The organism is Streptomyces aquilus, assembly GCF_003955715.1.
GTDB classification, from domain to species: domain Bacteria; phylum Actinomycetota; class Actinomycetes; order Streptomycetales; family Streptomycetaceae; genus Streptomyces; species Streptomyces aquilus.
Genome location: NZ_CP034463.1, coordinates 4,518,097 through 4,539,580 on the forward strand (window position 1 = coordinate 4,518,097; position 21,484 = coordinate 4,539,580).

The following is a 21,484-nucleotide window of genomic DNA, read 5'->3' on the forward strand; positions in this document are numbered from 1 at the left end:
CGGATTCGACGGCAGTACGGTTCTCTGTCCGTCCCCCTGGTTCTCCGGGCCCCTCGTCCTCCCCCTACCTCCCCTGGTAGCGCGCCGCGGTCGAGCGGGCCGTGCCGAGTTTGCGGTAGAGCTCCCAGCCGGGACAGGCCGTGGAGAAGCCGTCGCGGTGGCCGGAGATGACGTTCAGCCGAGCCTTCGTGCCTTTGCGGTAGAGGTTGCCACCGCCCGACTTCAGGTATGTCTTTCCGCGCGGATTGGCGCCGTAGAGACCGAGTTTCCAGGCCGTCAGCCGGGCGATGGCCTTCACCGCGGCGGACGAGGGGCGGGTGGAGCCGAAGGAGCCGAGGACGGCGACCCCCATGCTGTTGGTGTTGAAGCCGAGGGTGTGGGCGCCGAGGACGGCCTTCGCCACTCCCCCGGCGCGGCCCTCGTAGATCTTTCCGCACTTGTCGACGAGGAAGTTGTAGCCGATGTCGCGCCAGCCCATGCTCCGGACGTGGTAGCGGTAGATACCGCGAATGACGGAGGGGGCCTGCGAGCAGCGGTAGCCGTTGCCGGTGGCCGTGTGGTGCACGAAGGCCGCCTTCACCTTCTTCGTGTAGACGAACTTCTTCTCGCGCAGCGTCTCGTCCGCTCCCCAGCCGCGGCGTGTCACGATCCGCGGGCGCGGGCCGATCAACGGCTTCACCCGCTGACTCTCCGTCAGTTCACCGGCCCGCAGGGTGCGCAGTTCCCGCTCGGTCCGCGTGCGGTCGAGGGCGGGGATCTCGAGGGCGCCGAGTGGCGCGAGTCCGGCGTTGGCGGCGGAGGCGGCCAGGGCCTCGGGGGCCTCGACGCCGAGCCCGCCACGCGCCCGCGGGCCGCCGGCCGGGCTGCCCTGCGGGAGGGCGGCCCCGCCGGGGTCGACGAGTTCGAGGCGCAGCCCCGACGGCAGCGCGGTCGGCGTGGCACCGACCTCGCGCGTCTCGGCGCCCGCCCGCACCCGTACCTCCACGCCGTCCGAGTCCCCCACCCACAGCGGTGCCGTCGCCCCGCGCACCCGGCCCGAGGAGCGCTCGGCCGTGCCGGGGTCGGCGCCGTCGTCGCCGTAGTGCGTCTCGACGTCCTGCCAGGGGGACCAGGTGCCCGAGCCGAGCGCACGCGCGCGTACCTGGACGCGGCCGTGCAGGGCCGTGTCCGGGTCGTCCCAGACGACGCCGACCATCGAGAAGCGGTGCACATCGCGGCGGGGCAGGCCCTGGACGGGGGCGGAGCCCAGGGAGCGGTCGGCGCCGAGCGGGGTGAGGGGCAGCGACTGCGTACTGCCCGGGACGGCCGCCTCCGCGCTCGGCGCCGGACGCGCGACGGTCGCGGCGGCGGGTGGGGTCAGCGGAAGGGCGAGGGCGGCCGCACACGTGACACCGATCGAGGAAGCAAGAAATCCACGCATGTGAACGATGTTGGACATAGTCATACATTTCTGTCTATCCGGGAACTGACGGAGCGTCGGCTGGCGTTCCCCCGAACCGGTGAGCCGACGGCGGGCCGGTCCCTCGCCGCCGCGCCGTGCGCCCGCGTACGCTTGCCCGGGTGAACGCCACCGATCGCACCCCTGCCGACCTGCTGCGTTCCGCGCTCGCCGCGGATGCCGGACGCCCCCTGGTGACCTTCTACGACGACGCCACGGGCGAACGCGTCGAACTGTCCGTCGCCACCTTCGCCAATTGGGTGGCCAAGACCGCCAACCTGCTCCAGGGCGAGCTCTCCGCGGAGCCCGGCGACCGGGTCGCGCTGCTGCTGCCCGCGCACTGGCAGACGGCCGTGTGGCTGCTGGCGTGCTCCTCGGTGGGCGTGGTCGCCGATGTCGCCGGGGACCCCAAGGCGGCCGACATCGTGGTGAGCGGCCCGGACACCCTCGACGCGGCACGCGCCTGCTCCGGCTCCCGGATCGCGCTCGCCCTGCGGCCGCTCGGCGGACGCTTCCCGCAGCCGCCGGACGGCTTCGCCGACTACGCGGTCGAGGTGCCGGGGCAGGGCGACCGGTTCGCGCCGTTCGCGCCGGTCGACCCCGATGAGCCGGCGCTGGTCGTGGCCGGGCGGGAGTTCAGCGGGGCGGAGCTCGTGGAGCGGGCGGCCGCGGAGGCCTCCGGCCTGGGGCTCACGGGGCCGGGGTCCCGGTTGCTGTCGGGGTTGCCGTACGACACGTGGGAGGGGCTGTGCGCGGGGTTGTACTCGCCGCTGGCCACCGGGGGGTCCGTGGTGTTGTGCCGGAATCTGGAGCGGCTGGGTGAGGAAGGGCTGGCGAAGCGGGTGGAGAGTGAGCGGGTGACTGTTACGGCGCGCTGAAGGGGGTGCCGCGGTCCGTCGTCTGGCGGGTGCGGGTGCGCTGTGGCTGGTCGCGCCCACGCGGCGGAGCCGCACATCGATACAGCCCCGCACCCCTGAGGGGCATCACCTGCACCGCCCACGAAAAGTGCCGCCACTCCCCCATCCGGCTCAACACCAGCCGCCCCAGCCCTCCCCTCCGCGTCATGGTCGTAGGAGCAGCCCGCACGACGCTCGTACGCCATGAGGGGTGGATCGAACCGTGACCGACACCGCAGGTAAGCCCCCCAAAGGCACCCTCGGTCCGGGAGCGGGGGCTTCCGCCACCGGGCGGGGGCTGATACGGCGGCGTCGGCGGCGTTGGCTGCGGGGCGGGGCGATCGGGGTGGGCGTCGTCCTCGTGGCGGCCGTCGGGACCGGGTGGGCGCTCTACGCCAAGCTCGACGGGAACATCACGCCCGACAACGCCGCCGCCGCCGAACTCGCCCGGTACGAGAAGGAGCGGCCCACCGCCCTCGTCAAGGACGCCCAGAACATCCTGCTGATCGGGTCGGACTCGCGCTCCGGGGACGGCAACGCGCGCTACGGGCGGGACTCGGGGACCGAGCGCTCGGACACGACGATCCTGCTGCACCTCTCCGCCGGGCGGCACAGCGCCACCGCCGTCTCGCTCCCCCGCGATCTGATGGTGGACGTACCGGCCTGCCTCCAGGCGGACGGCAGCCGGACCGAGCCGATGTTCGCGATGTTCAACTCCGCCTTCCAGAAGGGCGGTTCGGCGTGCACCATCCGGACCGTGGAGAAGCTGACCGGCATCCGGATCGACCATCACATGGTCGTCGACTTCCACGGCTTCAAGGACATGGTCGACGCGGTCGACGGCGTCGAGATCTGCCTGACGAAGCCGATCAACGACAAGGCCGCCAAGCTGAGGCTCCCGGCGGGCAAGGTGACGCTCGACGGGGAGCAGGCCCTCGGCTACGTCCGCGCCCGCAAGTCGATCGGCGACGGCAGCGACACCGACCGGATGGACCGGCAGCAGCGGTTCCTCGGGGCGCTCGTCAACAAAGTGCAGAGCAACGACGTCCTGCTCAATCCGGTGAAGCTCTATCCGGTGCTGGACGCGGCCACGTCCTCGCTCACGACCGATCCGGATCTGGCGAGCTTGCGTGGTTTGTACGAACTCGTGCGCGGACTGCGCGACATCCCCACCGAACGTGTGCAATTCCTGACCGTGCCGCGGGAGTCGTACGCCTACGACGCCAACCGCGACCAACTCGTCGAAGCCGAGGCGGAGCAGTTGTTCGCCCGGCTGCGCACGGACGCGCCGGTGGCGGTCGCCGAGGAAGTTCCGCGGGATTCCGCGACAAAGAACCCCAATTCGAGCGACGGTCCGCAAGAAGAAGCGGACGGCGACGAGGAGTCGCCCGCACCCACGTTCCGCGGAAACACGGCCGCCGAGGACACCTGTAAGTAAAGCGATTACCAAGGCGACGTACATCTGTTCAAGGAAATGGGTGGATTGCCCGGTTGTAGGGACGTGGAATTTGTCACCGTCGTCGCTTGCCAGTGAACTGGCCGGATAGTGTGAGCGATCCGGTGCAGCAGGCCGATAGGTCTTCCTGGGGTCGTGCACTGTGTGACCGAGACCCGAGCGCCTTTGAGGGGGAAGGCGCCGCGTGGCCCCGACGGAGGATTCAGACAACCGTGGACGCGCAAGGCCGTGGGCGGGCGGACGACATCGACCCCGCAGACCAGTGGGTACTCAATCCGAACACTGGCGAATACGAACTGCGACTGACTCCTTCCGCACCGCAATCAGCGGTCCCGGGGCCCCGCAGCAGAACGACTCCCCGCCCGGCGGGCTCTTCGGGGGCGCCGCGCGGCAGAACGGCCGCGCCGGGACGCACCTCGCCCGCCGACGCCCCCGGCCGTGACGTACCGCCGCCACGGCGTCGGCGCGGTGCGCCGGAGGAACCGCCGCCCGGGCGCCGCAACCGGCGGCCGGTCAAGAAGAAGGCGCGCGGCAAGAAAATACTGCTGTGGACCGGCGGCGTGATGGCCTTCGTGCTGGTCGGCACGGCCGGTGCCGCGTATCTGTACCTGAAGCACCTCGAAGGCAACGTCACGACCGAGGACGTCGGAAACGTGGCCGACGACGGGTTCAGCAAGGACGAGGCCTTCAACATCCTGATCATCGGCACCGACAAGCGGACCGGGTCGGGCAACGAGGGCTACGGCGACAAGGGCAGCGTCGGGCACGCCGACACCAACATCCTGCTGCACGTCTCCAAGGACCGGACGAACGCGACCGCGATGAGCATCCCCCGGGACCTGATCGTCGACGTGCCGGACTGCGAGACCAAAGAGGACGACGGCACCGAGAAGATCATCCCGGGCACCCAGAACGTCCGCTTCAACACCAGCCTCGGCCAGGACGGCCGTAACCCCGGCTGCACCATGAAGACGGTCGAGGAGCTCACCGGCATCGACGTGAACCACTTCGCGATGGCCGACTTCAACGCGGTGAAGACGCTGACGAGCGCGGTGGGCGGTGTGGAGGTCTGTCTCGGCAAGGACGTCGACGACCCCGACTCGCATCTGAAGCTGTCCGCCGGCAAGCACACGATCGAGGGCGAGCAGGCCCTCGCCTTCGTCCGCACCCGGCACAGCTTCGGCAACCAGGGCGACCTGGACCGCATCAAGGTCCAGCAGCAGTTCATGAGTTCGCTGATGCGCAAGATGACCTCCGGCGACACCCTCACCAGCCCGACCAAGCTGATCAAGCTGGCCAACGCGGCCACCAAGGCGCTCACCGTCGACACCGGCATAGGGAAGGCCAGCACGCTCAAGGACGTGGCCCTGGAGCTGAAGAAGGTGCCGATGAAGAACATCACCTTCACCACGGTCCCGGTCAAGGACAACCCCACCGAGGTCGTCAAGGCGACCGTCGTGCCCCTTGAGCCGAACGCCTCCCAGGTCTTCAACATGATCAAGAGCGACACCTCCTTCACCGAGGTCAAGGCCCAGGAGAAGAAGGAGAAGGCCGCCGTCGCCGCCCGGCTGAAGGGCACCAAGTCGGACGCCTCCGAGGTGCGGGTGCGGATCCTCAACGGCGGTGCCGCGGCCGGCAGCGCCCAGGAGGAGCTCACCTACCTCCAGACCGAGGCGGGCGTGACCAAGTCCGAGAACGCGGGCAACGCCGACAAGTCGCAGGCGAAGACGACCCTGGAGTACGCCCCGGACCAGGCCGACCAGGCTCGCCGGCTGGCCTCGATCCTGGGGCTCAAGGGCTCGATGATGAAGCCCGGCAAGAGCGTCACCAACTCCCAGGGGCTGCCGACGATGACGCTGACGCTGGGCGAGGACTTCAAGGGGGCCGGCGTGAAGATGAACTCCACCGCGACGGCGTCGAACGTCGACAAGACCACGGCGAACGAGGTGAAGTGCGCCAAGTGAGCGGAGCCCGCGGGGGCGGGCACGCGGGCGACGGCGCTCGCTGAGGGGCGGGACGTGGGCGACGGCGCCCGCTGAAGGGCGGGGACGCGGGCAACGGCGCCCGCCGAACATCTGAAGTGTGTTGACCTGACAGGCCTGTCGAACGTCTAACAGGGCGTACGGCAGGCCTGTGGGGTGTGTGGTGAGGGTGGGGAGGACGGGGAGATGAGCCACAGCAGTGTCCGGGAAGAGCAGCAGCCGGAGGCCGCGGAGGGGGCGGCCGAGGGCAGTGGGGGCAGACACGGCAGACGCCGGGCGCGACCGCGCCGCAAGCATCGCGTGCTGCGCTGGTCGGCGACGACGCTGTCGGTTCTGATACTCGGCACGGCCGGCGCCGGTTATCTGTACTACCAGCATCTGAACGCCAACATCGACAAGGGTAAGCGCAGCACGGGCGGCTCCAACGCGGCGAAGGCCAAGCCGAACGCCGCCGGGCAGACGCCGCTGAACATCCTGCTGATCGGCTCCGACAGCCGTAACTCAGACGAGAACGTCAAGCTGGGCGGCAGCAGGGACAACCGGGGCAATCCGCCGCTGGCGGACGTGCAGATGCTGATCCACCTGTCCGCGGACCGCAAGAGCGCCGCCGTGGTGAGCATCCCGCGCGACACCCGCGTCGACATACCCAAGTGCACGGACCCCAAGACGGGTCACGTGTACCCGGCGACCAACGACATCATCAACACGACGCTGGCCCGCGGCGGGGCCGGCTGCACGCTCGACACCTGGCAGAACCTGACCGGCGTCTACATCGACCACTGGATGACGATCGACTTCGCGGGCGTGGTGAGCATGGCGGACGCGGTCGGCGGTGTCGAGGTCTGTGTGAACCAGAACGTGTGGGACCGCCCGACGGCGATGCAGAAGGGCGGCTCCGGCCTCAAGCTCACCAAGGGCAAGCACGACGTCAAGGGCAAGCAGGCGCTCCAGTGGCTGCGCACCCGGCACGCCTGGGGCAGCGACCAGATGCGGGCGCGGGCCCAGCACATGTACCTGAACTCGATGATCCGTACGCTGAAGCAGCAGAACGTCTTCACCGACGGCGGGCGGCTGATGGACCTGGCCGAGGCGGCCACGAAGTCCCTCACGGTCTCCGAGGAGATCGGCACCGTGAAGAAGCTGTACGACCTGGGCATGCAGCTGAAGTCGGTGCCGACCGACCGGCTCACCATGACGACGATGCCGAACGCCGAGGACCCCCAGGACAAGAACCACCTGGTCCCTGAGCCCGCGGGCGCCGCGAAGATGTGGCAGATGCTCCGCGACGACGTCCCCTTCGACGACAAGGGCTCCGGCGGCAGGAAGAAGACCGAGGAGAAGGTCTCCGACGACCCCGCGGCGCCCGACGACCGGATCGCGGTCGCCGTGCAGAACGCCACCGCGTCCTCGACGCTCGGCCCGGCCAACGGGCGGGCCCGTACCGTCACCGATCTGCTCCTGGGCAAGGGCTTCGCCCGGGCCACCGCGGACGCCACGGCGGGGCTGTCGGAGGAGCGGACCGTCGTGCGCTATCCGAGCGCCGACCTGGAGGGCGACGCCCAGCGTGTCGCCAAGTCCCTGGGGATTCCGCTGAGTTCGGTGAAGAAGTCGGCGGACGTCTCCGGGATCACGCTCGTCGTGGGCACCGACTGGCGTGAGGGCACGACGTACCCGAAGAAGGCGGACCCGAAGGCCGGGGACCTGCCGTCGAACTCCGACGAGATCAACGGGGCCGACGACAGCAAGTGCATGGACGTGTACCCGACGTATCAGTGGTAGGAGCGCGCTGACGGGGGCGACCGAGGGAAACCCCTGCCCCCACAGCGAACTCCTATGTGACTGAAGAATGATGAGCCGCGCTCGCGTACGCTTCCGAGCAGGCGGACCGGGCGCACAGTCGACCAGCCGCCCGCCGGGCAAGGGGAGGCTCGGCGGGCCGGCCAAGGGTCCGCTTTTGTGGCACAGGGTGGGGAGGGCAGGGGAGTTGACGCAGAGCGTGCGCGGAGAGGTGCCCGCGGTCGAGGACACGATGTCCCTCACACCGCAGGGCCCCAGACCGCCCGCAGGGCACGGCGGGGGACGGCGCGGCCGAGGCGGCCGCAGGCGGGGCCGGCGGTTCCTGCGCTGGGCGGCGATCGTGCTGGCGGTGGTCATAGTCGGCACCGCGGGCGCCGGGTACCTCTACTACCGGCACCTCAACGGCAACCTGAAGAAGGACGACCTGAACATCGGCGACGAGAAGGACAGGGCCGCCAAGACGGAGGCCAACGCCGCCGGTCAGACGCCGCTGAACATCCTGCTGATCGGCTCGGACGCCCGGGACAACGCCGAGAACCAGAAGCTCGGCGGCGCCAAGGAGACGTACAACACCGCGCCGCGCGCGGACGTCCAGATGCTGCTGCACGTGTCGGCGGACCGTTCCAACATGTCGGTGGTCAGCATGCCGCGCGACACCCTGGTCGACATCCCGAAGTGCACGGACCCGGACGACGACAAGGTCTACCCGGCGCTCACCTCGGCGATGACGAACGACTCGCTGGGCCGCGGCGGCCCCGGCTGCACGGTGGCGACCTGGGAGAAGCTCACCGACATCCACATCGACCACTTCATCATGGTCGACTTCGCGGGCGTGGTGTCGATGGCGGACGCGATCGGCGGCGTCCCGGTCTGCGTGGACGCCAACATCTACTCGCACACCTCGACGGGGCACGGCTCGGGCCTGAAGCTCAAGGAGGGCACCACCCCCATCAAGGGCAAGCAGGCCCTTCAGTGGCTGCGCACCCGGTACGGCTTCGAGGACAACACCGACATCGCCCGGGCCAAGGCCCAGCACCAGTACATGAACTCGATGGTCCGCCAGCTGCGTGAGAACGCGACGCTGAGCAGCCCCAACAAGCTGCGCAAGCTCGCCGAGACGGCCACCGAGGCACTGACGGTGGACGACGGGCTGGGGTCGGTGACGAAGCTGTACGACCTGAGCAACGAGCTGCGCAAGGTCCCCACGAAGCGCATCACCATGACGACGATGCCCTGGCAGTACGCCGCGGACGGCAACCGGGTGGTGCCCAAGCCCGAGGAGGCCGAGAAGGTCTTCCGGCTCGTCCGTGAGGACATCGCCCTCGACGGCAAGGACAAGAAGAAGGCCGCGCAGGAGACGACCACCTCCGACCAGGCCGCCGCGGACGACGAGATCGGCATCACCGTCGAGAACGGCACCCGCACCGACACCCTCGCCCCCGTCTCCGGCCGGGCGGGCACGGTGGCCGGGCTCCTGGTCGGCAAGGGCTTCACCAAGGCCGCGGCGGACCGGACGACGGCGACGGCGACGGCGAAGACCCTGATCCGCTACCCGAGCATCGACCTCAAGGGCGACGCCCTGCGGGTGGCCAAGGTCCTCGGCGTGCCGACGAGTTCGGTGAAGAAGTCCACGGACGTCTCCGGGGTGACGCTCGTGGTGGGCGCGGACTGGCGTGAGGGCACGACGTACAAGGCCCCGAAGGAGGACGACTCGCTGCCCGAGTCGGAGGACACCTTCAACGGCGCGGACACCAAGGCCTGCATGCACGTCAATCCGGACTTCACCTGGTAGCGCGCGGATGTGAAAGGCGAAGACCCCCTCCCTGTTGTCCGGGAGGGGGCCTTCGGCCCGTCGATCCGTCGGTACGTCGGTACGTCGGTACGTCGAGAGACTTCGCAGGCCTCTACGCCTCCGTCAGCACCGCCGGCCGCCGGGACGCGATGACCTTGCGGGCGAGCGACTTGGGGCTCGTCAGGAAGCCGTACCCCCACGACATGTGCATGGTGGCGAGGGCGACCGGGATCTGGAGGCGGGCCTTGAGGGACAGGCCCTTGCCGGCCGGGAGCGAGCCCAGGGCGATCGCCGCGAGGTAGCCGCCGGGGACGACGAAGCCGAGCGGGGTCAGGGTCGCGCCGACCACGAGGCCGGCCGCGATCGCGCACACGGCGACCGGCGGGGCGAGGTAGCGCAGGTTGATGGAGCCGGAGTGGTAGCGGGCGACGACGTGCCGCCAGCGGCCGTAGTCCTTGTACTGCTTGGCCAGCGCCTTCACCGACGGCCTCGGGCGGTACGACACCCGCAGCTCCGGCGAGAACCAGATCAGACCGCCGGCCTCGCGGATGCGGAAGTTCAGCTCCCAGTCCTGGGCGCGGATGAACTCCTCGTTGTAGCCGCCCTGTTGTTCGAGGGCCTCGCGGCGGAAGACACCGAGGTAGACCGTCTCGGCCTCGCCCGCCTGGCCGCCCGTGTGGAAGGCCGCGTTGCCGACGCCGATCTTCGAGGTCATCGCGGCGGCGACCGCGTCCTCCCAGGCGTTCTCGCCCTCGGCGTGCATGATGCCGCCGACGTTCTGCGCGCCGGTCTCCTCCAGGAGCCGTACCGCGGTGGCGATGTAGTTCGGCGAGAGCATGCCGTGGCCGTCGACGCGGACGACGATCGGATGGCGGGAGGCCTTGATCGCGGCGTTCAGGGCGGCGGGCGTGCGGCCGGTCGGATTGGGGACGGTGTGCACGCGGGGGTCTTCGGCCACGAGCTCGGCGGCGATCTCGTCCGTGCGGTCCTTGGACGGACCGAGGGCGATCACGACCTCCATCTCGCCGGCGTACTCCTGCGCGAGGATCGCTTGGACGGCTCCGCGCAGATGCCGTTCCTCATCGAGGACGGGCATGATCACAGACACGGCGGGGAGCTGCACGTCGGGCTTGGCGTTCATAGGGGGCTCACGTTACCGCGAACGGGGGACACCGGTGCGCCCCGCCCGGGGCGGCGTCCCGGGCCGCAGATCGTATCGGCCTACGGTGCTGAAGATCCCATGTAAGGCCCTCAGGTCCGGTCTCAGCGGAGGTGTCCCCCATGTCCACGCCGCCCCGCCGCTCCCCCACCGCCCCCCGGCCCCGACCGAGGCCGCGGCCACCCGTTCGGCGGCGGAAACCGCGTTGGGCCGCTCGGGCGGTGACCACGCTCTCCGTGGTGATCCTCGCCTCGGCCGGCATCGGGCACGGGGTGCTCTCCAGCCTCGACGCGGACATCGCGCGCGTGGACCCCTTCAAGGACATGAAGAACCGGCCGAGAGCCGGGCACGGCATGAACGTGCTGCTGGTCGGCACCGACGGCCGGGACAAGATCACCGAGGCCGAGCGGCAGAAGTACCGCCTCGGCGGCGCGCCCTGTCACTGCACCGACACGATCATGATCGTGCACATCTCGGAGGACCGGGAGCGGGCCAGCGTGGTGAGCCTGCCGCGCGACTCGTACGCGATGACGCCCCCGCACACCGACCAGACCACCGGTGAGCAGCACCACGGCCACCCCATCAAGCTGAACGCGGCGTACGCGGAGGGCGGCCCGCAGCTGACCGTGCGGACCGTCGAGACGATGACGCACGTGAAGATCGACCACTATCTGGAGGTCGACTTCACCAGCTTCATGAAGACGGTGGACGTCGTCGGCGGCGTGAAGATCTGCACCGCCGAACCGCTGAAGGACTCCTACACCGGCCTGGACCTGCCCGCCGGCTCGCACACCCTGATGGGCGGCGAGGCCCTCCAGTACGTCCGCTCCCGGCACATCGACGGGGCGGCGGACCTGGGCCGGATGAAGCGGCAGCAGCGCTTCATGGCGGCGCTGATCGACCGCGCGACGTCCTCCGGCATCCTCCTCAACCCGCTCAAGTTCCGGGACGTGACGCGGGCGGTGCTGGGCTCGGTGCGGGCGGACCGGGAGTTCGGCACGGACGAACTCCTGGACCTGGGGCGGGCGATGCGGAACTTCTCGCCGTCCTCCTCCGAGTTCACGACGGTCCCGATCGGGCAGATGGGGTACGCCGTCAAGGGCGTCGGCTCCACCCTGAAATGGGACGCGCGGAAGGCGGGCCGGCTCTTCCAGGCGCTGCGCGAGGACGAGCCGCTGGCCGTGCACAAGCCGAAGAGCAAGGCCGTACGGGTCGCCGTCGCCCCGCAGCAGATCCGCGTCCAGGTCGAGAACGGCACCGCGACCGCCGGGCTCGGCAAGCGCGTCGACGCCCAGCTCGCCGCGACCGGCTTCCGCACCACCCACCAGCCGGTCACCTCGGCGAACCGCGCCGTCAAGCGCACGGTCGTCGCCTACGACCCCCGCTGGGACCGCTCCGCGAAGTCACTGGCGGCGGCGCTGCCGGGCAGCGAGCTGCGGCCGGTGCCGGGGCAGGGGGCGGTGCTGAAGGTGATCGCCGGGGCGGACTTCGAGCGGGTGCGGAAGGTGCGGGCGGAGGATCCGTACCAGGGGGAGTTCGGGGTGGTGACCGGGGACGAGGTGAGGTGTCTGTGAGCCCAAAGCCCGTAAACCCGGAACTTCGGTCAACTTCCGGCCAGGGCCGCTGACTTGTGTCTAGTTTGGTGCGCATCCCGACCGGTGATGTCCGGTCAGTGCCGCCCGAAGGAGACCAGGCTCATGTCCGATCCCGCAGTGCCCCGTGACGAAGGCGTCGCACGCGTGACCAGGCTCCGGACCGACGTGTCCCACTCCGCCCGGATCTGGAACTACTGGCTCGGCGGCAAGGACCACTACCCCGTGGACGAGGAGGTCGGCGACCAGATCCTGTCCTTCGTCCCGGCCCTGCCGCGCTCGGCCGTCGCGGACCGCGCCTTCCTGTCCCGCGCGGTCCGGTATCTGGCCGAGGAGGCGGGCATACGGCAGTTCCTCGACATCGGCACGGGACTGCCGACCGCCGACAACACCCACGAGGTGGCCCAGCGCGTCGACCCCGCGTGCCGGATCGTCTACGTCGACAACGACCCCCTCGTCCTCACCCACGCGCACGCCCTGCTCACCAGCACGCCCGAGGGCGCCACCGACTACATCGAGGCCGACGTCCACGACCCCGAGGCGATCCTGCGGGGCGCCGCCGAGACCCTCGACCTCACCCGCCCCGTCGCGGTCACGATGCTCGGCATCGTCAACTTCGTCATGGACACCGACGAGGCGGTCGCGATCGTGCGCAAGCTGCTGGCGGCCCTTCCCTCCGGCAGCCACCTGGTGATCTCCCACCCCACCACCGAGGTCGACGGCGAGGCGATGAAGACGGCGGTGGAGTACTGGAACAGCCAGGGCTCGGCCCCGATGACCCTGCGCAGCCGCGCCGACCTCGCCCGCCTCTTCGAGGACGTCGAGCTCCTCGAACCCGGCATCGTCTCCTGCTCACGCTGGCGGCCGGAGGCTCCGGAGGGCGAGATCGCCGAGGTCACGCACTTCGCGGGGGTGGGCAGGAAGCCGTAACCCGGATGGCGGTGGCGAGGCCGCCCCGGCGAAATGGTCGGGACCGTGCGTATGCGTCGGCTACGTTCCGGATTATTACCGTCCGCCCGATGGCGCCGGGCGGTGGGCGGGCGTAGGACGGAAGCGCACGGGGCCCGTCCCGGGCTCCGCACCCCCCGAGGAGGAGCCATGACCACCAAGCCCGGAATGACCGGAATGACCGCCATGAGCAAGGAGATGCAGGACTGCGTCGAGGCCTGCATGTCCTGCCACAGCATGTGCGAGGAGACCATGAGCTCCTGCATGCAGATGGGCGGCCAGGCCCAGATGCAGATCATGCGCGCGCTCATGGACTGCTCCGAGATGACCCGCATGTGCGCGGACATGATGATGCGCCGCTCCCCGATGTCGGCCGAGATGTGCGCGCTGTGCGCCAAGGCGTGCGACATGTGCGCCGAGGCGTGTATGGCCATGCCGGACGACCCGATGATGATGCGCTGTGCGGAGGCGTGTCGTCGCTGCGCGGAGATGTGTCGCAGCATGGCGGGCGCCACGATGTGAGCAGGGCGGCCTGAAACGGCTCAGGGGCACCCCGAGGGGTGCCCCTGAGTGGTGTCGTCGGGTCAGTTGCCGGAGACGGTGACCTTCTCGTCGTTCTTCAGCTCGTCCACCAGCGTCTTCACCTTCGCCTTGTCCCAGACGAGGTTGCCGCCGACCGAGCCGGAGATCGGCATGTTCATCGACTTGCCGTCGCCGCCGTTGACGCTCTTCATCGCCCAGAACATCTCCGCGAGGTCGAACAGGCCCATGTCCTTGTCGACGATCAGGGAGTCCAGGCCCGCGCCCATGGTCGGGTAGAGCTTGAAGGGGTTGAGGACCGTCGAGGGGGTGGCGACCTTGTTGGCGAGGGCCGAGAGGAACTTCTGCTGGTTCTTCGTGCGGTCCAGGTCGGAGGCCTTGAGGGCGTACCGGGTACGGACGAAGGCCAGGGCCTCCTCGCCGTTCAGGGTCTGCTTGCCCGCCGCGAAGTCGGCGCCGGACTTGGTGTCCTTCATGCCGCCCTCCGGGATGGTGATGTCCACGCCGCCGACCGCGTCCACGATGTTGGCGAAGCCGGCGAAGCCGATCTCGACGTAGTGGTCGATGTGCAGACCGGTGTTGTACTCGACGGTGCGGACCAGGAGCGTCGGACCGTCGATGGCGTAGGCCGCGTTCAGCTTGTTCGCGCCCATCGCGGGCCTGATCTTGCCGGACTCCGAGCCCTTGAACTGCGGGATCGTCACGTTGGAGTCACGCGGCAGGGAGATCAGGGTGTCGCCGTTGTCGCCGGTGTGCAGGATCATCATCGAGTCCGTGCGCTTGCCCTCGGCGGACCCGGTGTGCAGCTTCTTCTTCTCCTCGGCCGACATGCCCTCACGGCTGTCGGAGCCGACGATCAGGTAGTTGGTGCCCTTGCCCGAGTCGGGCCGGTCGATGACCTTCGACAGGTCGACCTCGCGGTTGAGCTTGGAGTCGGCCCAGAAGTACGTGCCGATCGTGGTCACGACCAGGACGGTGACGACCGTGATCGCCGTCCATTTGATCCGGCGGCGCCAGTTCGGCGCGGGACGCTCACCTCGCCCCCGGCCGCCGGGCCCGGCGGGGCCGCCACCGCCGTAGACCTGGCCGGTGTTGTAGCCGCTGTCGTACCCGTCGCCGGCGGGGGCGTCGGTGTAGCCGCCGCCGTAGGAGGGCTGCTGCGGCACTCCGCCGCCGTAGGGCGGCGCGGACTGGCCGGGGCCGCCCCCGTACGCACCCGAGGCGGGCCTGCGGACCTGCCGCATGGCGCGGGCGCCTTCAGGCTGTGCGCTCGCGCTGCCGCGTCCGTAGCGGTTGCCGCGGTTCTCGTCGGACCATGCCTCGGGCCAATCGTTCATGGGGCCCAGTGTGCCGGGAACGGCTGTGCCCTTTACAAGGGTCGTAGGAAAATCAGGGCACTGCTGTTGCGAACCCAACACAAAGTCCGCGTTCGAGGCGGCGGCATAAGGTGGACGGCATGACAGACCAGGCCCCCGCAGCGGAGTCCGACATTCCTGGCAAGCCCACGTCGGCGTCCCGCACCACCCTCAGCCACATCATGACCCACAACGACACCAACCTTCTGGGGACGGTGCACGGCGGCGTGATCATGAAGCTGGTCGACGACGCGGCGGGCGCGGTGGCCGGCCGGCACAGCGGCGGGCCCGCGGTGACCGCCTCCATGGACGAGATGGTGTTCCTGGAGCCGGTCCGGGTCGGTGACCTGGTCCATGTGAAGGCCCAGGTCAACTGGACCGGCCGGACCTCGATGGAGGTCGGGGTGCGGGTGCTGGCGGAGCGCTGGAACGAGTCGAACCCGGCGACCCAGGTCGGCTCCGCGTATCTCGTCTTCGCCGCGGTCGACGCCGACGGCAAGCCCCGCGTGGTACCGCCGGTGATCCCGGAGACGGAGAAGGACAAGCGCCGCTACCAGGAGGCCCAGATCCGCCGCACCCACCGGCTGGCCCGACGCCGGGCGATCATGGAGCTGCGGGAGAAGCGGGCCGCGGAGGGTTTCGAGGACTGACGGCGGCAGACGGAAAGGGGCGCCCGGAGATCATCCGGGCGCCCCTTCCTCGTACGGCCGTTACGGCAGGTTGCGCGCCATGACGATGCGCTGAACCTGGTTGGTGCCCTCGTAGATCTGCGTGATCTTGGCGTCGCGCATCATCCGCTCCACCGGGTAGTCACGGGTGTAGCCGTAGCCGCCCAGCAGCTGGACCGCGTCCGTGGTGACCTCCATCGCCACGTCCGAGGCGAAGCACTTGGCCGCCGCGCCCTGGAAGGTGAGGTCCTTGTCGCCGCGCTCGGAGGCGGCCGCGGCCTGGTAGGTCAGGGCGCGGGCGGCGGCGATCTTCATGGCCATGTCGGCGAGCATGAACTGGATGCCCTGGAAGTCGGCGATGGCCTTGCCGAACTGCTTGCGCTCCTGGACGTAGCCCTTGGCGTAGTCGAGGGCGCCCTGGGCGACGCCGAGGGCCTGGGCCGCGATCGTGATGCGGGTGTGGTCCAGGGTCTTCATCGCCGTGGCGAAGCCGGTGCCCTCCTCGCCGATCATGCGGTCGGCGGGGATGCGGACGTTGTCGAGGTAGACCTCGCGGGTCGGGGAGCCCTTGATGCCGAGCTTCTTCTCCGGGGCGCCGAAGGAGACGCCCTCGTCGGACTTCTCGACGACGAACGCCGAGATTCCCTTGGAGCGCTTCTCGGGGTCCGTCACGGCCATCACCGTGTAGTACTCGGACTCGCCCGCGTTGGTGATCCAGCGCTTCACGCCGTTGAGGATCCAGTGGTCGCCGTCGCGGACCGCGCGGGTCTTCATGCCGGCCGCGTCGGAACCCGCGTCGGGCTCGGAGAGGCAGTACGAGAACATCCCGTCGCCCTTGGCGAGCGGCGTCATGTACTTCTTCTTCAGCTCCTCGGAGCCGGAGAGGATCACCGGGAGCGAGCCCAGCTTGTTCACCGCGGGGATCAGGGAGGAGCTCACGCAGACGCGCGCGACCTCCTCGATCACGATCACGGTGGCCAGCGCGTCCGCGCCGGCGCCGCCGTACTCCTCGGGCACGTGGACGGCGTGCAGGTCGTTCGCGACCAGCGCCTCGAGGGCCTCGCGCGGGAAGCGGGCCTCCTCGTCCACCGCGGCGGCGTACGGCGCGATCTTCGCCTCGGCCAGCGAGCGAATGGCGTCCCTGAGCATGTCGTGCTCCTCGGACGGGCGGTACAGGTCGAAGTCAGCCGATCCGGCCAAGGTGTCTCACGCTCCCAGTGCGCTGCGGTGGTCGACGCTAATTACCGTTAAGTAACTCAAATTTTAGAGGCCCGCCCACGGGAGTGATACGTGAGCTTGGCGACAGGGGGAAGGCTGCCCGACGAGGGGCGCCGTCACGCCCCGACTATGCTCGGGCAGCGCACCAACGCCGTCCACCCCTGGAGCACCCATGGCCCTCAAGATCACCGTGATCGGCACCGGCTACCTCGGCGCCACGCACGCGGCGGCGATGGCCGAGCTCGGTTTCGAGGTGCTGGGCCTGGACGTCGTACCGGAGAAGATCGCCATGCTCCAGCGCGGCGAGGCCCCGATGTTCGAGCCCGGCCTGGACGAGCTGCTGCGCAAGCACGTCGCCGGGATCGAGGGGTCCAGCGGGCGGCTGCGCTTCACCCAGGACTGGGCCGAGGTGGGTGCCTTCGGCGATGTCCACTTCCTGTGCATCAACACGCCGCAGAAGCACGGCGAGTACGCCTGCGACATGTCGTACGTCGATTCCGCGATCGCCTCTCTGGCGCCGCACCTGACCGGGCCCGCGCTCGTCGTCGGCAAGTCCACCGTGCCCGTCGGCTCCGCCGACCGGCTGGCCCGTTACCTCGCGGACCACTCCCCCGCCGGGGCCGACGCCGAGCTGGCCTGGAACCCGGAGTTCCTGCGGGAGGGCTTCGCCGTGCAGGACACGCTGCACCCGGACCGGATCGTGGTCGGGGTGCGCAGCGAGCGGGCCGAGAAGCTGCTGCGCGAGGTGTACGCGACGCCGGTGGCGGAGGGCACGCCGTTCGTCGTCACCGACTTCCCCACCGCCGAGCTGGTGAAGACCTCGGCGAACTCCTTCCTCGCCACCAAGATCTCCTTCATCAACGCGATGGCGGAGATGTGCGAGGCCTCGGGCGGCGATGTCGCCAAGCTGGCGGAGGCGATCGGGTACGACGACCGGATCGGCCGGAAGTTCCTGCGGGCCGGCATCGGGTTCGGCGGCGGCTGTCTGCCCAAGGACATCCGCGCCTTCATGGCGCGCGCCGGTGAGCTGGGGGCCGACCAGGCGCTGACCTTCCTCCGGGAGATCGACTCGATCAACATGCGCCAGCGCGGGCAGATGGTGGAGCTGGCGCGGGAGGCGCTGGGCGGCGGACCGTTCCTCGGCAAGCGGGTCGCGGTGCTCGGCGCCACCTTCAAGCCCGACACGGACGACGTCCGGGACTCGCCCGCGCTGAACGTGGCCGGGCAGATCCATCTCCAGGGCGGCCAGGTGACCGTCTACGACCCGATGGGCATGGAGAACGCCCGCCGGGTCTTCCCGACCCTCGGCTACGCCGACACCGCCGTGGAGGCGGTCCGGGGCGCCGACGTCGTCCTGCATCTGACGGAGTGGCGGGAGTTCCGCGAGCTGGACCCGGCGGCGCTCGGCGAGGCCGCGGCGGTGCGGCTGATCCTGGACGGGCGCAACAGCCTCGACCCGGTGCTGTGGCGGAAGGCCGGGTGGACGTACCGGGCGATGGGGCGGCCCACCGCCTGATCCCTGCCGGAGAAGGCGACGCCGGTTCGGCCGAGGCTCAGTCGGCCGAACCGGCGTCTTGTTGCATTCTGCACCACCGGCCTGTGCGGCATCCGGGTTGTGCGGCATCCGGGTTGTGCGGCATCCGGTGAACTACTTGGCCCGGTAGCGCCGCATCTTCGCGCGCGCCCCGCACACCTGCATCGAGCACCAGCGGCCGCGGCCGGCGGGGCTGCGGTCGTAGTACGCCCAGTGGCAGGTGGGGGCCTCGCAGGACTTGAGGCGCAGCCAGGTGCCCGCGATCAGGGCCTCGGCGACGGCCGCGGCGACACGGGCGGGCAGGCGTCCGGCGTCGGCGGGGGCGAGGGCGGCGGAGCCGTCGGTCGCGTCGACCGTCACGCGCAGGGGTGCCGCGGCCAGCAGCTCGCCGAGGGGCGTGACCTGAGCGTGCGCCGGATGGCCCGCGTGGGCCAGCAGTGCCGCCCGCAGCGACTCCCGCAGCTCGCGCGCCCCCGGCACCTCTTCCTCCGTGAGCCCGAAGCGCGCGCGGCCGTCCGCCGTGTCGAGGGCGTCGGCGCCCGACTCGATGTCCAGCGTGTTCACCAGCGACTCGACCAGCGCCAGGCTGCCCGGGGCGGCCGATCTCTCACTCATGCTTGCGACGTTACCTCTTATGGGGGAGTATGCGGTAACCGCGTTACTCGTTGACCGCTCCTACAGGTAACACCGGAGGAAGTCATGGCTCTCGCCAAGCTGGGCGTCGTCGTCCTGGACTGTCCCGACCCCCGCGCACTGGCCGGTTTCTACGCCGAGGTGCTGGGCGGCACGGTGGAGGGGGACGGGGAGTGGGTGGACGTGAAGGTGCCCGGCGGACCGTCGCTGGCGTTCCAGGCCGCGCCCGGGTTCGTGGCTCCGCAGTGGCCGCGCGCCGACCACAACTCCCAGCAGTTCCATCTGGACCTGACCGTCGAGGACATGGACGCCGCCGAGAAGGAGGTCCTGGCGCTCGGCGCCACGGCCCTGGACGCGGCCGACCGCACCCGCACCTGGCGTGTGTACGCCGATCCGGCGGGGCACCCGTTCTGCCTGTGTGCCTGCTGAGCCGGGAGGTATCCCCATGACCGCCGTGACCCGCTTCCGTTCCGTCGTCCTCGACTGCCCCGACGCCCGGGCGCTCGCCCGGTTCTACGCCGGGGTGGTGGGCGGCACTCCGCAGGACGACGATCCCGAGTGGGTGGTGCTCGACGTGCCGGGCGGCCCCCGGCTCTGCTTCCAGCGGGCCGAGGGGTACACGCCGCCGGAGTGGCCGCGCGCGGACCGCAACTCGCAGCAGTTCCACCTCGACTTCGACGCGGGGTCGACGTGGGAGGAGGTCGAGGAGGCGGAGAAGAAGGTGCTGGCGCTCGGTGCGCGGCCGCTGCACGCGGCGGACAAGGAGGACTTCCGGGTGTACGCCGATCCGGCGGGGCATCCGTTCTGCCTCTGCCGGATCGACCCGCACCGGCGGCTACCCGTCCAGGTCTGAGATCTTCGCCGTCGACGGCTCGCGCCGCTCCCGGGCGGCGCGGGCCGTGAAGTCCGCGCTGCGCAGGACGCGTTGGACGTTGCCCCAGGTCAGCAGGGCGATGTCGGACTCGGACCAGTCGCGGCGCAGGAGTTCGGCGACGAGGTGGGGGTAGCAGGAGGCGTCGGCGAGGTCCTGCGGATGGGCGGTGCCGGCGTCGTAGGTACCGGACAGGCCGACGCACTCAGGACCGGCGACCGCGCGGACGTGGTCCAGGTGGTCGGCCACGTCCCGCACGTTCGGGCCGGTCTGCTCGGCGGTGAGCGGCACCATGCACAGGCCCTTGGCGGCGCCCAGCTCGGCGAGCAGGTCGTCGGGGAGGTTGGCGGGGTGGGGGCGCAGCGCGCGGGCGGCGGAGCGGGTGCACAGCAGCGGCGCCTTGGAGACGGCGAGCGCCCGGCGGACGGTGTCGGCGGAGGCGCCGGAGAGGTCGGCGAGGACGCCGAGCCGGTTCATCTCGCGCAGCACCTCCTCGCCGAACCGGGTGAGTCCCGCCTCGCTCGCCCAGGAGGCGCCGGACAGGGTGAGGGCGCGCAGGCCGAGGGCGTGCAGCGAGCGCAGGATGCCGAGGGAGTCACCGAGGGCGGCGGCACCGGCGGGGCCGAGCAGGACGGCGACGCGGCCGCAGTGCCGTACGTCGGCCGTCTCGCCGGCGGTGTGGGCGAGCCGGAGACCCTCCGGGTGCGCCCCCACGACCGTCTTGACCAGGTCCAGTTGCTCCAGGGTGGCGCCGACGGCACGGTCACCGCCGATGCTCTCGGGCAGGTGCAGTGACCAGAACAGGGCGCCCACGTGGCCCTCGCGCAGCCGGGGCACGTCCGTGTCGACGGAGCTCTCGCCGAGTTCGAGGTCGAACCAGGACAGGTGCCGCAGGGCCCAGGGCAGTCCGCTGTAGCCGTCGGCGACGGGATGCGCGGCGAGGATGGCGTGCGCCCGCTCCAGGGGCTCGGTGTCCGGGTCGGAGACGGGCGTGTAGGACTGCGCCGCCTCCACCGTCTCCGCGAACGGGTCGGGCAGCTCGTCGAGCGCGCCGACCTCGGTCGTCGTGTGCAGTTCGTCCTGGAGATCTGCCATGGCGGGCTCCGTACGTCGTGGTCGGCGACATGATCAGCAGTACGGTCACCGTCGCACGGGGCGCGGGGGGCTTCCTGGTGGGTGGGGCGTTCGGCGTACTGGCCGTGTCCTAGCCGGCCTCCGCGGCCTGGATGACCTCGTCGAGCGTGTCGCGGGAGCGGACCAGGTCGGCGATCATGCGGTCGATGCGGTCGCGTTCGGCGGTGAGGTCGGCGACGAGGCGTGGGGTGGCGACGGTGGAGGGGCCGCCGTCCTGGTCCCGCATGCAGGGGAGCAGCTGGCGGATCTTCTCGCTGTGCAGGCCGGCCGCGTACAGCTCCTGGATCCTGATGACGCGGTCCACGGCCGCCTCGGGATAGTCCCGGTGGCCGCCCGGGGTGCGGTCGGCGGCGAGCAGGCCCTGGGCCTCGTAGTAGCGCAGCGAGCGCTCGCTGACGCCGGTGTGCCGGGCGAGTTCACCGATCCGCATCTGTGTCGCACCCCTCCGACGGACTTGAATCTGACATCAGT

General features: G+C 70.4%; 19 protein-coding genes. 12 read left to right on the forward strand and 7 right to left on the reverse strand.

Features of this window, described 5'->3' with window-relative positions:
* Positions 1-64: 64 nt before the first annotated feature.
* Entirely contained in the window at positions 65-1,420 is a 1,356-nt protein-coding gene (locus tag EJC51_RS20750) for a peptidoglycan recognition protein family protein (protein WP_126272459.1), read from the reverse strand.
* Positions 1,421-1,560: 140 nt separating this feature from the next.
* Between EJC51_RS20750 and EJC51_RS20755 the strand changes: the two genes are divergently transcribed.
* The 5 genes from EJC51_RS20755 (at position 1,561) to EJC51_RS20775 (ending at position 9,361) form a co-directional block, all read left to right on the forward strand.
* Positions 1,561-2,316 (forward strand): TIGR03089 family protein, encoded by a 756-nt coding sequence (locus EJC51_RS20755; RefSeq protein ID WP_126272460.1) that lies wholly within the window; start codon positions 1,561-1,563, stop codon positions 2,314-2,316.
* Positions 2,317-2,557: 241 nt separating this feature from the next.
* Entirely contained in the window at positions 2,558-3,772 is a 1,215-nt protein-coding gene (locus EJC51_RS20760) for an LCP family protein (protein WP_126272461.1), read from the forward strand.
* Between the two features lie 230 nt (positions 3,773-4,002).
* Entirely contained in the window at positions 4,003-5,754 is a 1,752-nt protein-coding gene (locus tag EJC51_RS20765; RefSeq protein WP_126272462.1) for an LCP family protein, read from the forward strand.
* Positions 5,755-5,958: 204 nt separating this feature from the next.
* Positions 5,959-7,551, forward strand: coding sequence for an LCP family protein (locus EJC51_RS20770; RefSeq protein WP_126272463.1), 1,593 nt, complete (start codon positions 5,959-5,961; stop codon positions 7,549-7,551).
* A gap of 250 nt (positions 7,552-7,801) precedes the next feature.
* Positions 7,802-9,361: an LCP family protein gene (locus EJC51_RS20775; RefSeq protein WP_126277060.1), complete on the forward strand. Its 1,560-nt coding sequence runs from the start codon at positions 7,802-7,804 to the stop codon at positions 9,359-9,361.
* A 112-nt stretch (positions 9,362-9,473) separates the two neighbouring features.
* Here EJC51_RS20775 and EJC51_RS20780 read toward each other — a convergent pair whose 3' ends face one another.
* Positions 9,474-10,502 (reverse strand): glycosyltransferase family 2 protein, encoded by a 1,029-nt coding sequence (locus EJC51_RS20780; RefSeq protein ID WP_126272464.1) that lies wholly within the window; start codon positions 10,500-10,502, stop codon positions 9,474-9,476.
* 140 nt (positions 10,503-10,642) lie between these two features.
* Between EJC51_RS20780 and EJC51_RS20785 the strand changes: the two genes are divergently transcribed.
* The 3 genes from EJC51_RS20785 to EJC51_RS20795 all read left to right on the forward strand — a co-directional run bounded on the left by EJC51_RS20785 (position 10,643) and on the right by EJC51_RS20795 (position 13,582).
* On the forward strand, positions 10,643-12,094 hold the full coding sequence (locus EJC51_RS20785; protein WP_126272465.1) for an LCP family protein: 1,452 nt from the start codon (positions 10,643-10,645) through the stop codon (positions 12,092-12,094).
* A gap of 123 nt (positions 12,095-12,217) precedes the next feature.
* Positions 12,218-13,042 (forward strand): SAM-dependent methyltransferase, encoded by an 825-nt coding sequence (locus EJC51_RS20790; protein ID WP_126272466.1) that lies wholly within the window; start codon positions 12,218-12,220, stop codon positions 13,040-13,042.
* A gap of 168 nt (positions 13,043-13,210) precedes the next feature.
* On the forward strand, positions 13,211-13,582 hold the full coding sequence (locus tag EJC51_RS20795; RefSeq protein WP_126272467.1) for a four-helix bundle copper-binding protein: 372 nt from the start codon (positions 13,211-13,213) through the stop codon (positions 13,580-13,582).
* Positions 13,583-13,644: 62 nt separating this feature from the next.
* Here the strand turns inward: EJC51_RS20795 and EJC51_RS20800 are convergent, their stop codons facing one another.
* Positions 13,645-14,937 (reverse strand): LCP family protein, encoded by a 1,293-nt coding sequence (locus EJC51_RS20800; RefSeq protein WP_126272468.1) that lies wholly within the window; start codon positions 14,935-14,937, stop codon positions 13,645-13,647.
* Between the two features lie 119 nt (positions 14,938-15,056).
* Between EJC51_RS20800 and EJC51_RS20805 the strand changes: the two genes are divergently transcribed.
* On the forward strand, positions 15,057-15,605 hold the full coding sequence (locus EJC51_RS20805; protein WP_097264954.1) for an acyl-CoA thioesterase: 549 nt from the start codon (positions 15,057-15,059) through the stop codon (positions 15,603-15,605).
* A 60-nt stretch (positions 15,606-15,665) separates the two neighbouring features.
* Here the strand turns inward: EJC51_RS20805 and EJC51_RS20810 are convergent, their stop codons facing one another.
* On the reverse strand, positions 15,666-16,823 hold the full coding sequence (locus tag EJC51_RS20810; protein WP_126272469.1) for an acyl-CoA dehydrogenase: 1,158 nt from the start codon (positions 16,821-16,823) through the stop codon (positions 15,666-15,668).
* Positions 16,824-17,013: 190 nt separating this feature from the next.
* Between EJC51_RS20810 and EJC51_RS20815 the strand changes: the two genes are divergently transcribed.
* The gene (locus EJC51_RS20815) at positions 17,014-18,357 is read left to right on the forward strand and encodes a UDP-glucose dehydrogenase family protein (RefSeq protein WP_126272470.1); all 1,344 of its coding nucleotides are present in this window, start codon (positions 17,014-17,016) and stop codon (positions 18,355-18,357) included.
* 132 nt (positions 18,358-18,489) lie between these two features.
* Here the strand turns inward: EJC51_RS20815 and EJC51_RS20820 are convergent, their stop codons facing one another.
* Positions 18,490-18,990, reverse strand: coding sequence for a CGNR zinc finger domain-containing protein (locus tag EJC51_RS20820; protein WP_126272471.1), 501 nt, complete (start codon positions 18,988-18,990; stop codon positions 18,490-18,492).
* Between the two features lie 84 nt (positions 18,991-19,074).
* Here EJC51_RS20820 and EJC51_RS20825 point away from each other — a divergent pair, with 84 nt between their 5' ends.
* The gene (locus EJC51_RS20825) at positions 19,075-19,437 is read left to right on the forward strand and encodes a VOC family protein (RefSeq protein ID WP_126272472.1); all 363 of its coding nucleotides are present in this window, start codon (positions 19,075-19,077) and stop codon (positions 19,435-19,437) included.
* A 16-nt stretch (positions 19,438-19,453) separates the two neighbouring features.
* The gene (locus EJC51_RS20830; RefSeq protein ID WP_126272473.1) at positions 19,454-19,861 is read left to right on the forward strand and encodes a VOC family protein; all 408 of its coding nucleotides are present in this window, start codon (positions 19,454-19,456) and stop codon (positions 19,859-19,861) included.
* On the opposite strand, the gene EJC51_RS20835 is transcribed toward EJC51_RS20830, so the two are convergent.
* Both EJC51_RS20835 and EJC51_RS20840 read right to left on the reverse strand, forming a co-directional pair.
* The gene (locus tag EJC51_RS20835; protein WP_126272474.1) at positions 19,844-20,974 is read right to left on the reverse strand and encodes a dipeptidase; all 1,131 of its coding nucleotides are present in this window, start codon (positions 20,972-20,974) and stop codon (positions 19,844-19,846) included. The two genes, EJC51_RS20830 and EJC51_RS20835, sit on opposite strands and share 18 nt — an antisense overlap.
* Positions 20,975-21,083: 109 nt before the next feature.
* Positions 21,084-21,443, reverse strand: a complete 360-nt coding sequence (locus EJC51_RS20840) for a MerR family transcriptional regulator (protein WP_126272475.1) — start codon at positions 21,441-21,443, stop codon at positions 21,084-21,086.
* Positions 21,444-21,484: the final 41 nt, after the last annotated feature.

What these genes read in the sequence shown, in the direction of transcription:
- EJC51_RS20830 (WP_126272473.1), top strand. Translation starts at nt 19,454, where the DNA reads ATGACCGCCGTGACCCGCTTCCGTTCCGTCGTCCTCGACTGCCCCGAC.
- EJC51_RS20820 (WP_126272471.1), bottom strand. Translation starts at nt 18,990, where the DNA reads ATGAGTGAGAGATCGGCCGCCCCGGGCAGCCTGGCGCTGGTCGAGTCG.
- EJC51_RS20750 (WP_126272459.1), bottom strand. Translation starts at nt 1,420, where the DNA reads ATGCGTGGATTTCTTGCTTCCTCGATCGGTGTCACGTGTGCGGCCGCC.
- EJC51_RS20835 (WP_126272474.1), bottom strand. Translation starts at nt 20,974, where the DNA reads ATGGCAGATCTCCAGGACGAACTGCACACGACGACCGAGGTCGGCGCG.
- EJC51_RS20790 (WP_126272466.1), top strand. Translation starts at nt 12,218, where the DNA reads ATGTCCGATCCCGCAGTGCCCCGTGACGAAGGCGTCGCACGCGTGACC.
- EJC51_RS20775 (WP_126277060.1), top strand. Translation starts at nt 7,802, where the DNA reads ATGTCCCTCACACCGCAGGGCCCCAGACCGCCCGCAGGGCACGGCGGG.
- EJC51_RS20815 (WP_126272470.1), top strand. Translation starts at nt 17,014, where the DNA reads ATGGCCCTCAAGATCACCGTGATCGGCACCGGCTACCTCGGCGCCACG.
- EJC51_RS20780 (WP_126272464.1), bottom strand. Translation starts at nt 10,502, where the DNA reads ATGAACGCCAAGCCCGACGTGCAGCTCCCCGCCGTGTCTGTGATCATG.
- EJC51_RS20800 (WP_126272468.1), bottom strand. Translation starts at nt 14,937, where the DNA reads ATGAACGATTGGCCCGAGGCATGGTCCGACGAGAACCGCGGCAACCGC.
- EJC51_RS20770 (WP_126272463.1), top strand. Translation starts at nt 5,959, where the DNA reads ATGAGCCACAGCAGTGTCCGGGAAGAGCAGCAGCCGGAGGCCGCGGAG.
- EJC51_RS20795 (WP_126272467.1), top strand. Translation starts at nt 13,211, where the DNA reads ATGACCACCAAGCCCGGAATGACCGGAATGACCGCCATGAGCAAGGAG.
- EJC51_RS20805 (WP_097264954.1), top strand. Translation starts at nt 15,057, where the DNA reads ATGACAGACCAGGCCCCCGCAGCGGAGTCCGACATTCCTGGCAAGCCC.
- EJC51_RS20785 (WP_126272465.1), top strand. Translation starts at nt 10,643, where the DNA reads ATGTCCACGCCGCCCCGCCGCTCCCCCACCGCCCCCCGGCCCCGACCG.
- EJC51_RS20840 (WP_126272475.1), bottom strand. Translation starts at nt 21,443, where the DNA reads ATGCGGATCGGTGAACTCGCCCGGCACACCGGCGTCAGCGAGCGCTCG.
- EJC51_RS20825 (WP_126272472.1), top strand. Translation starts at nt 19,075, where the DNA reads ATGGCTCTCGCCAAGCTGGGCGTCGTCGTCCTGGACTGTCCCGACCCC.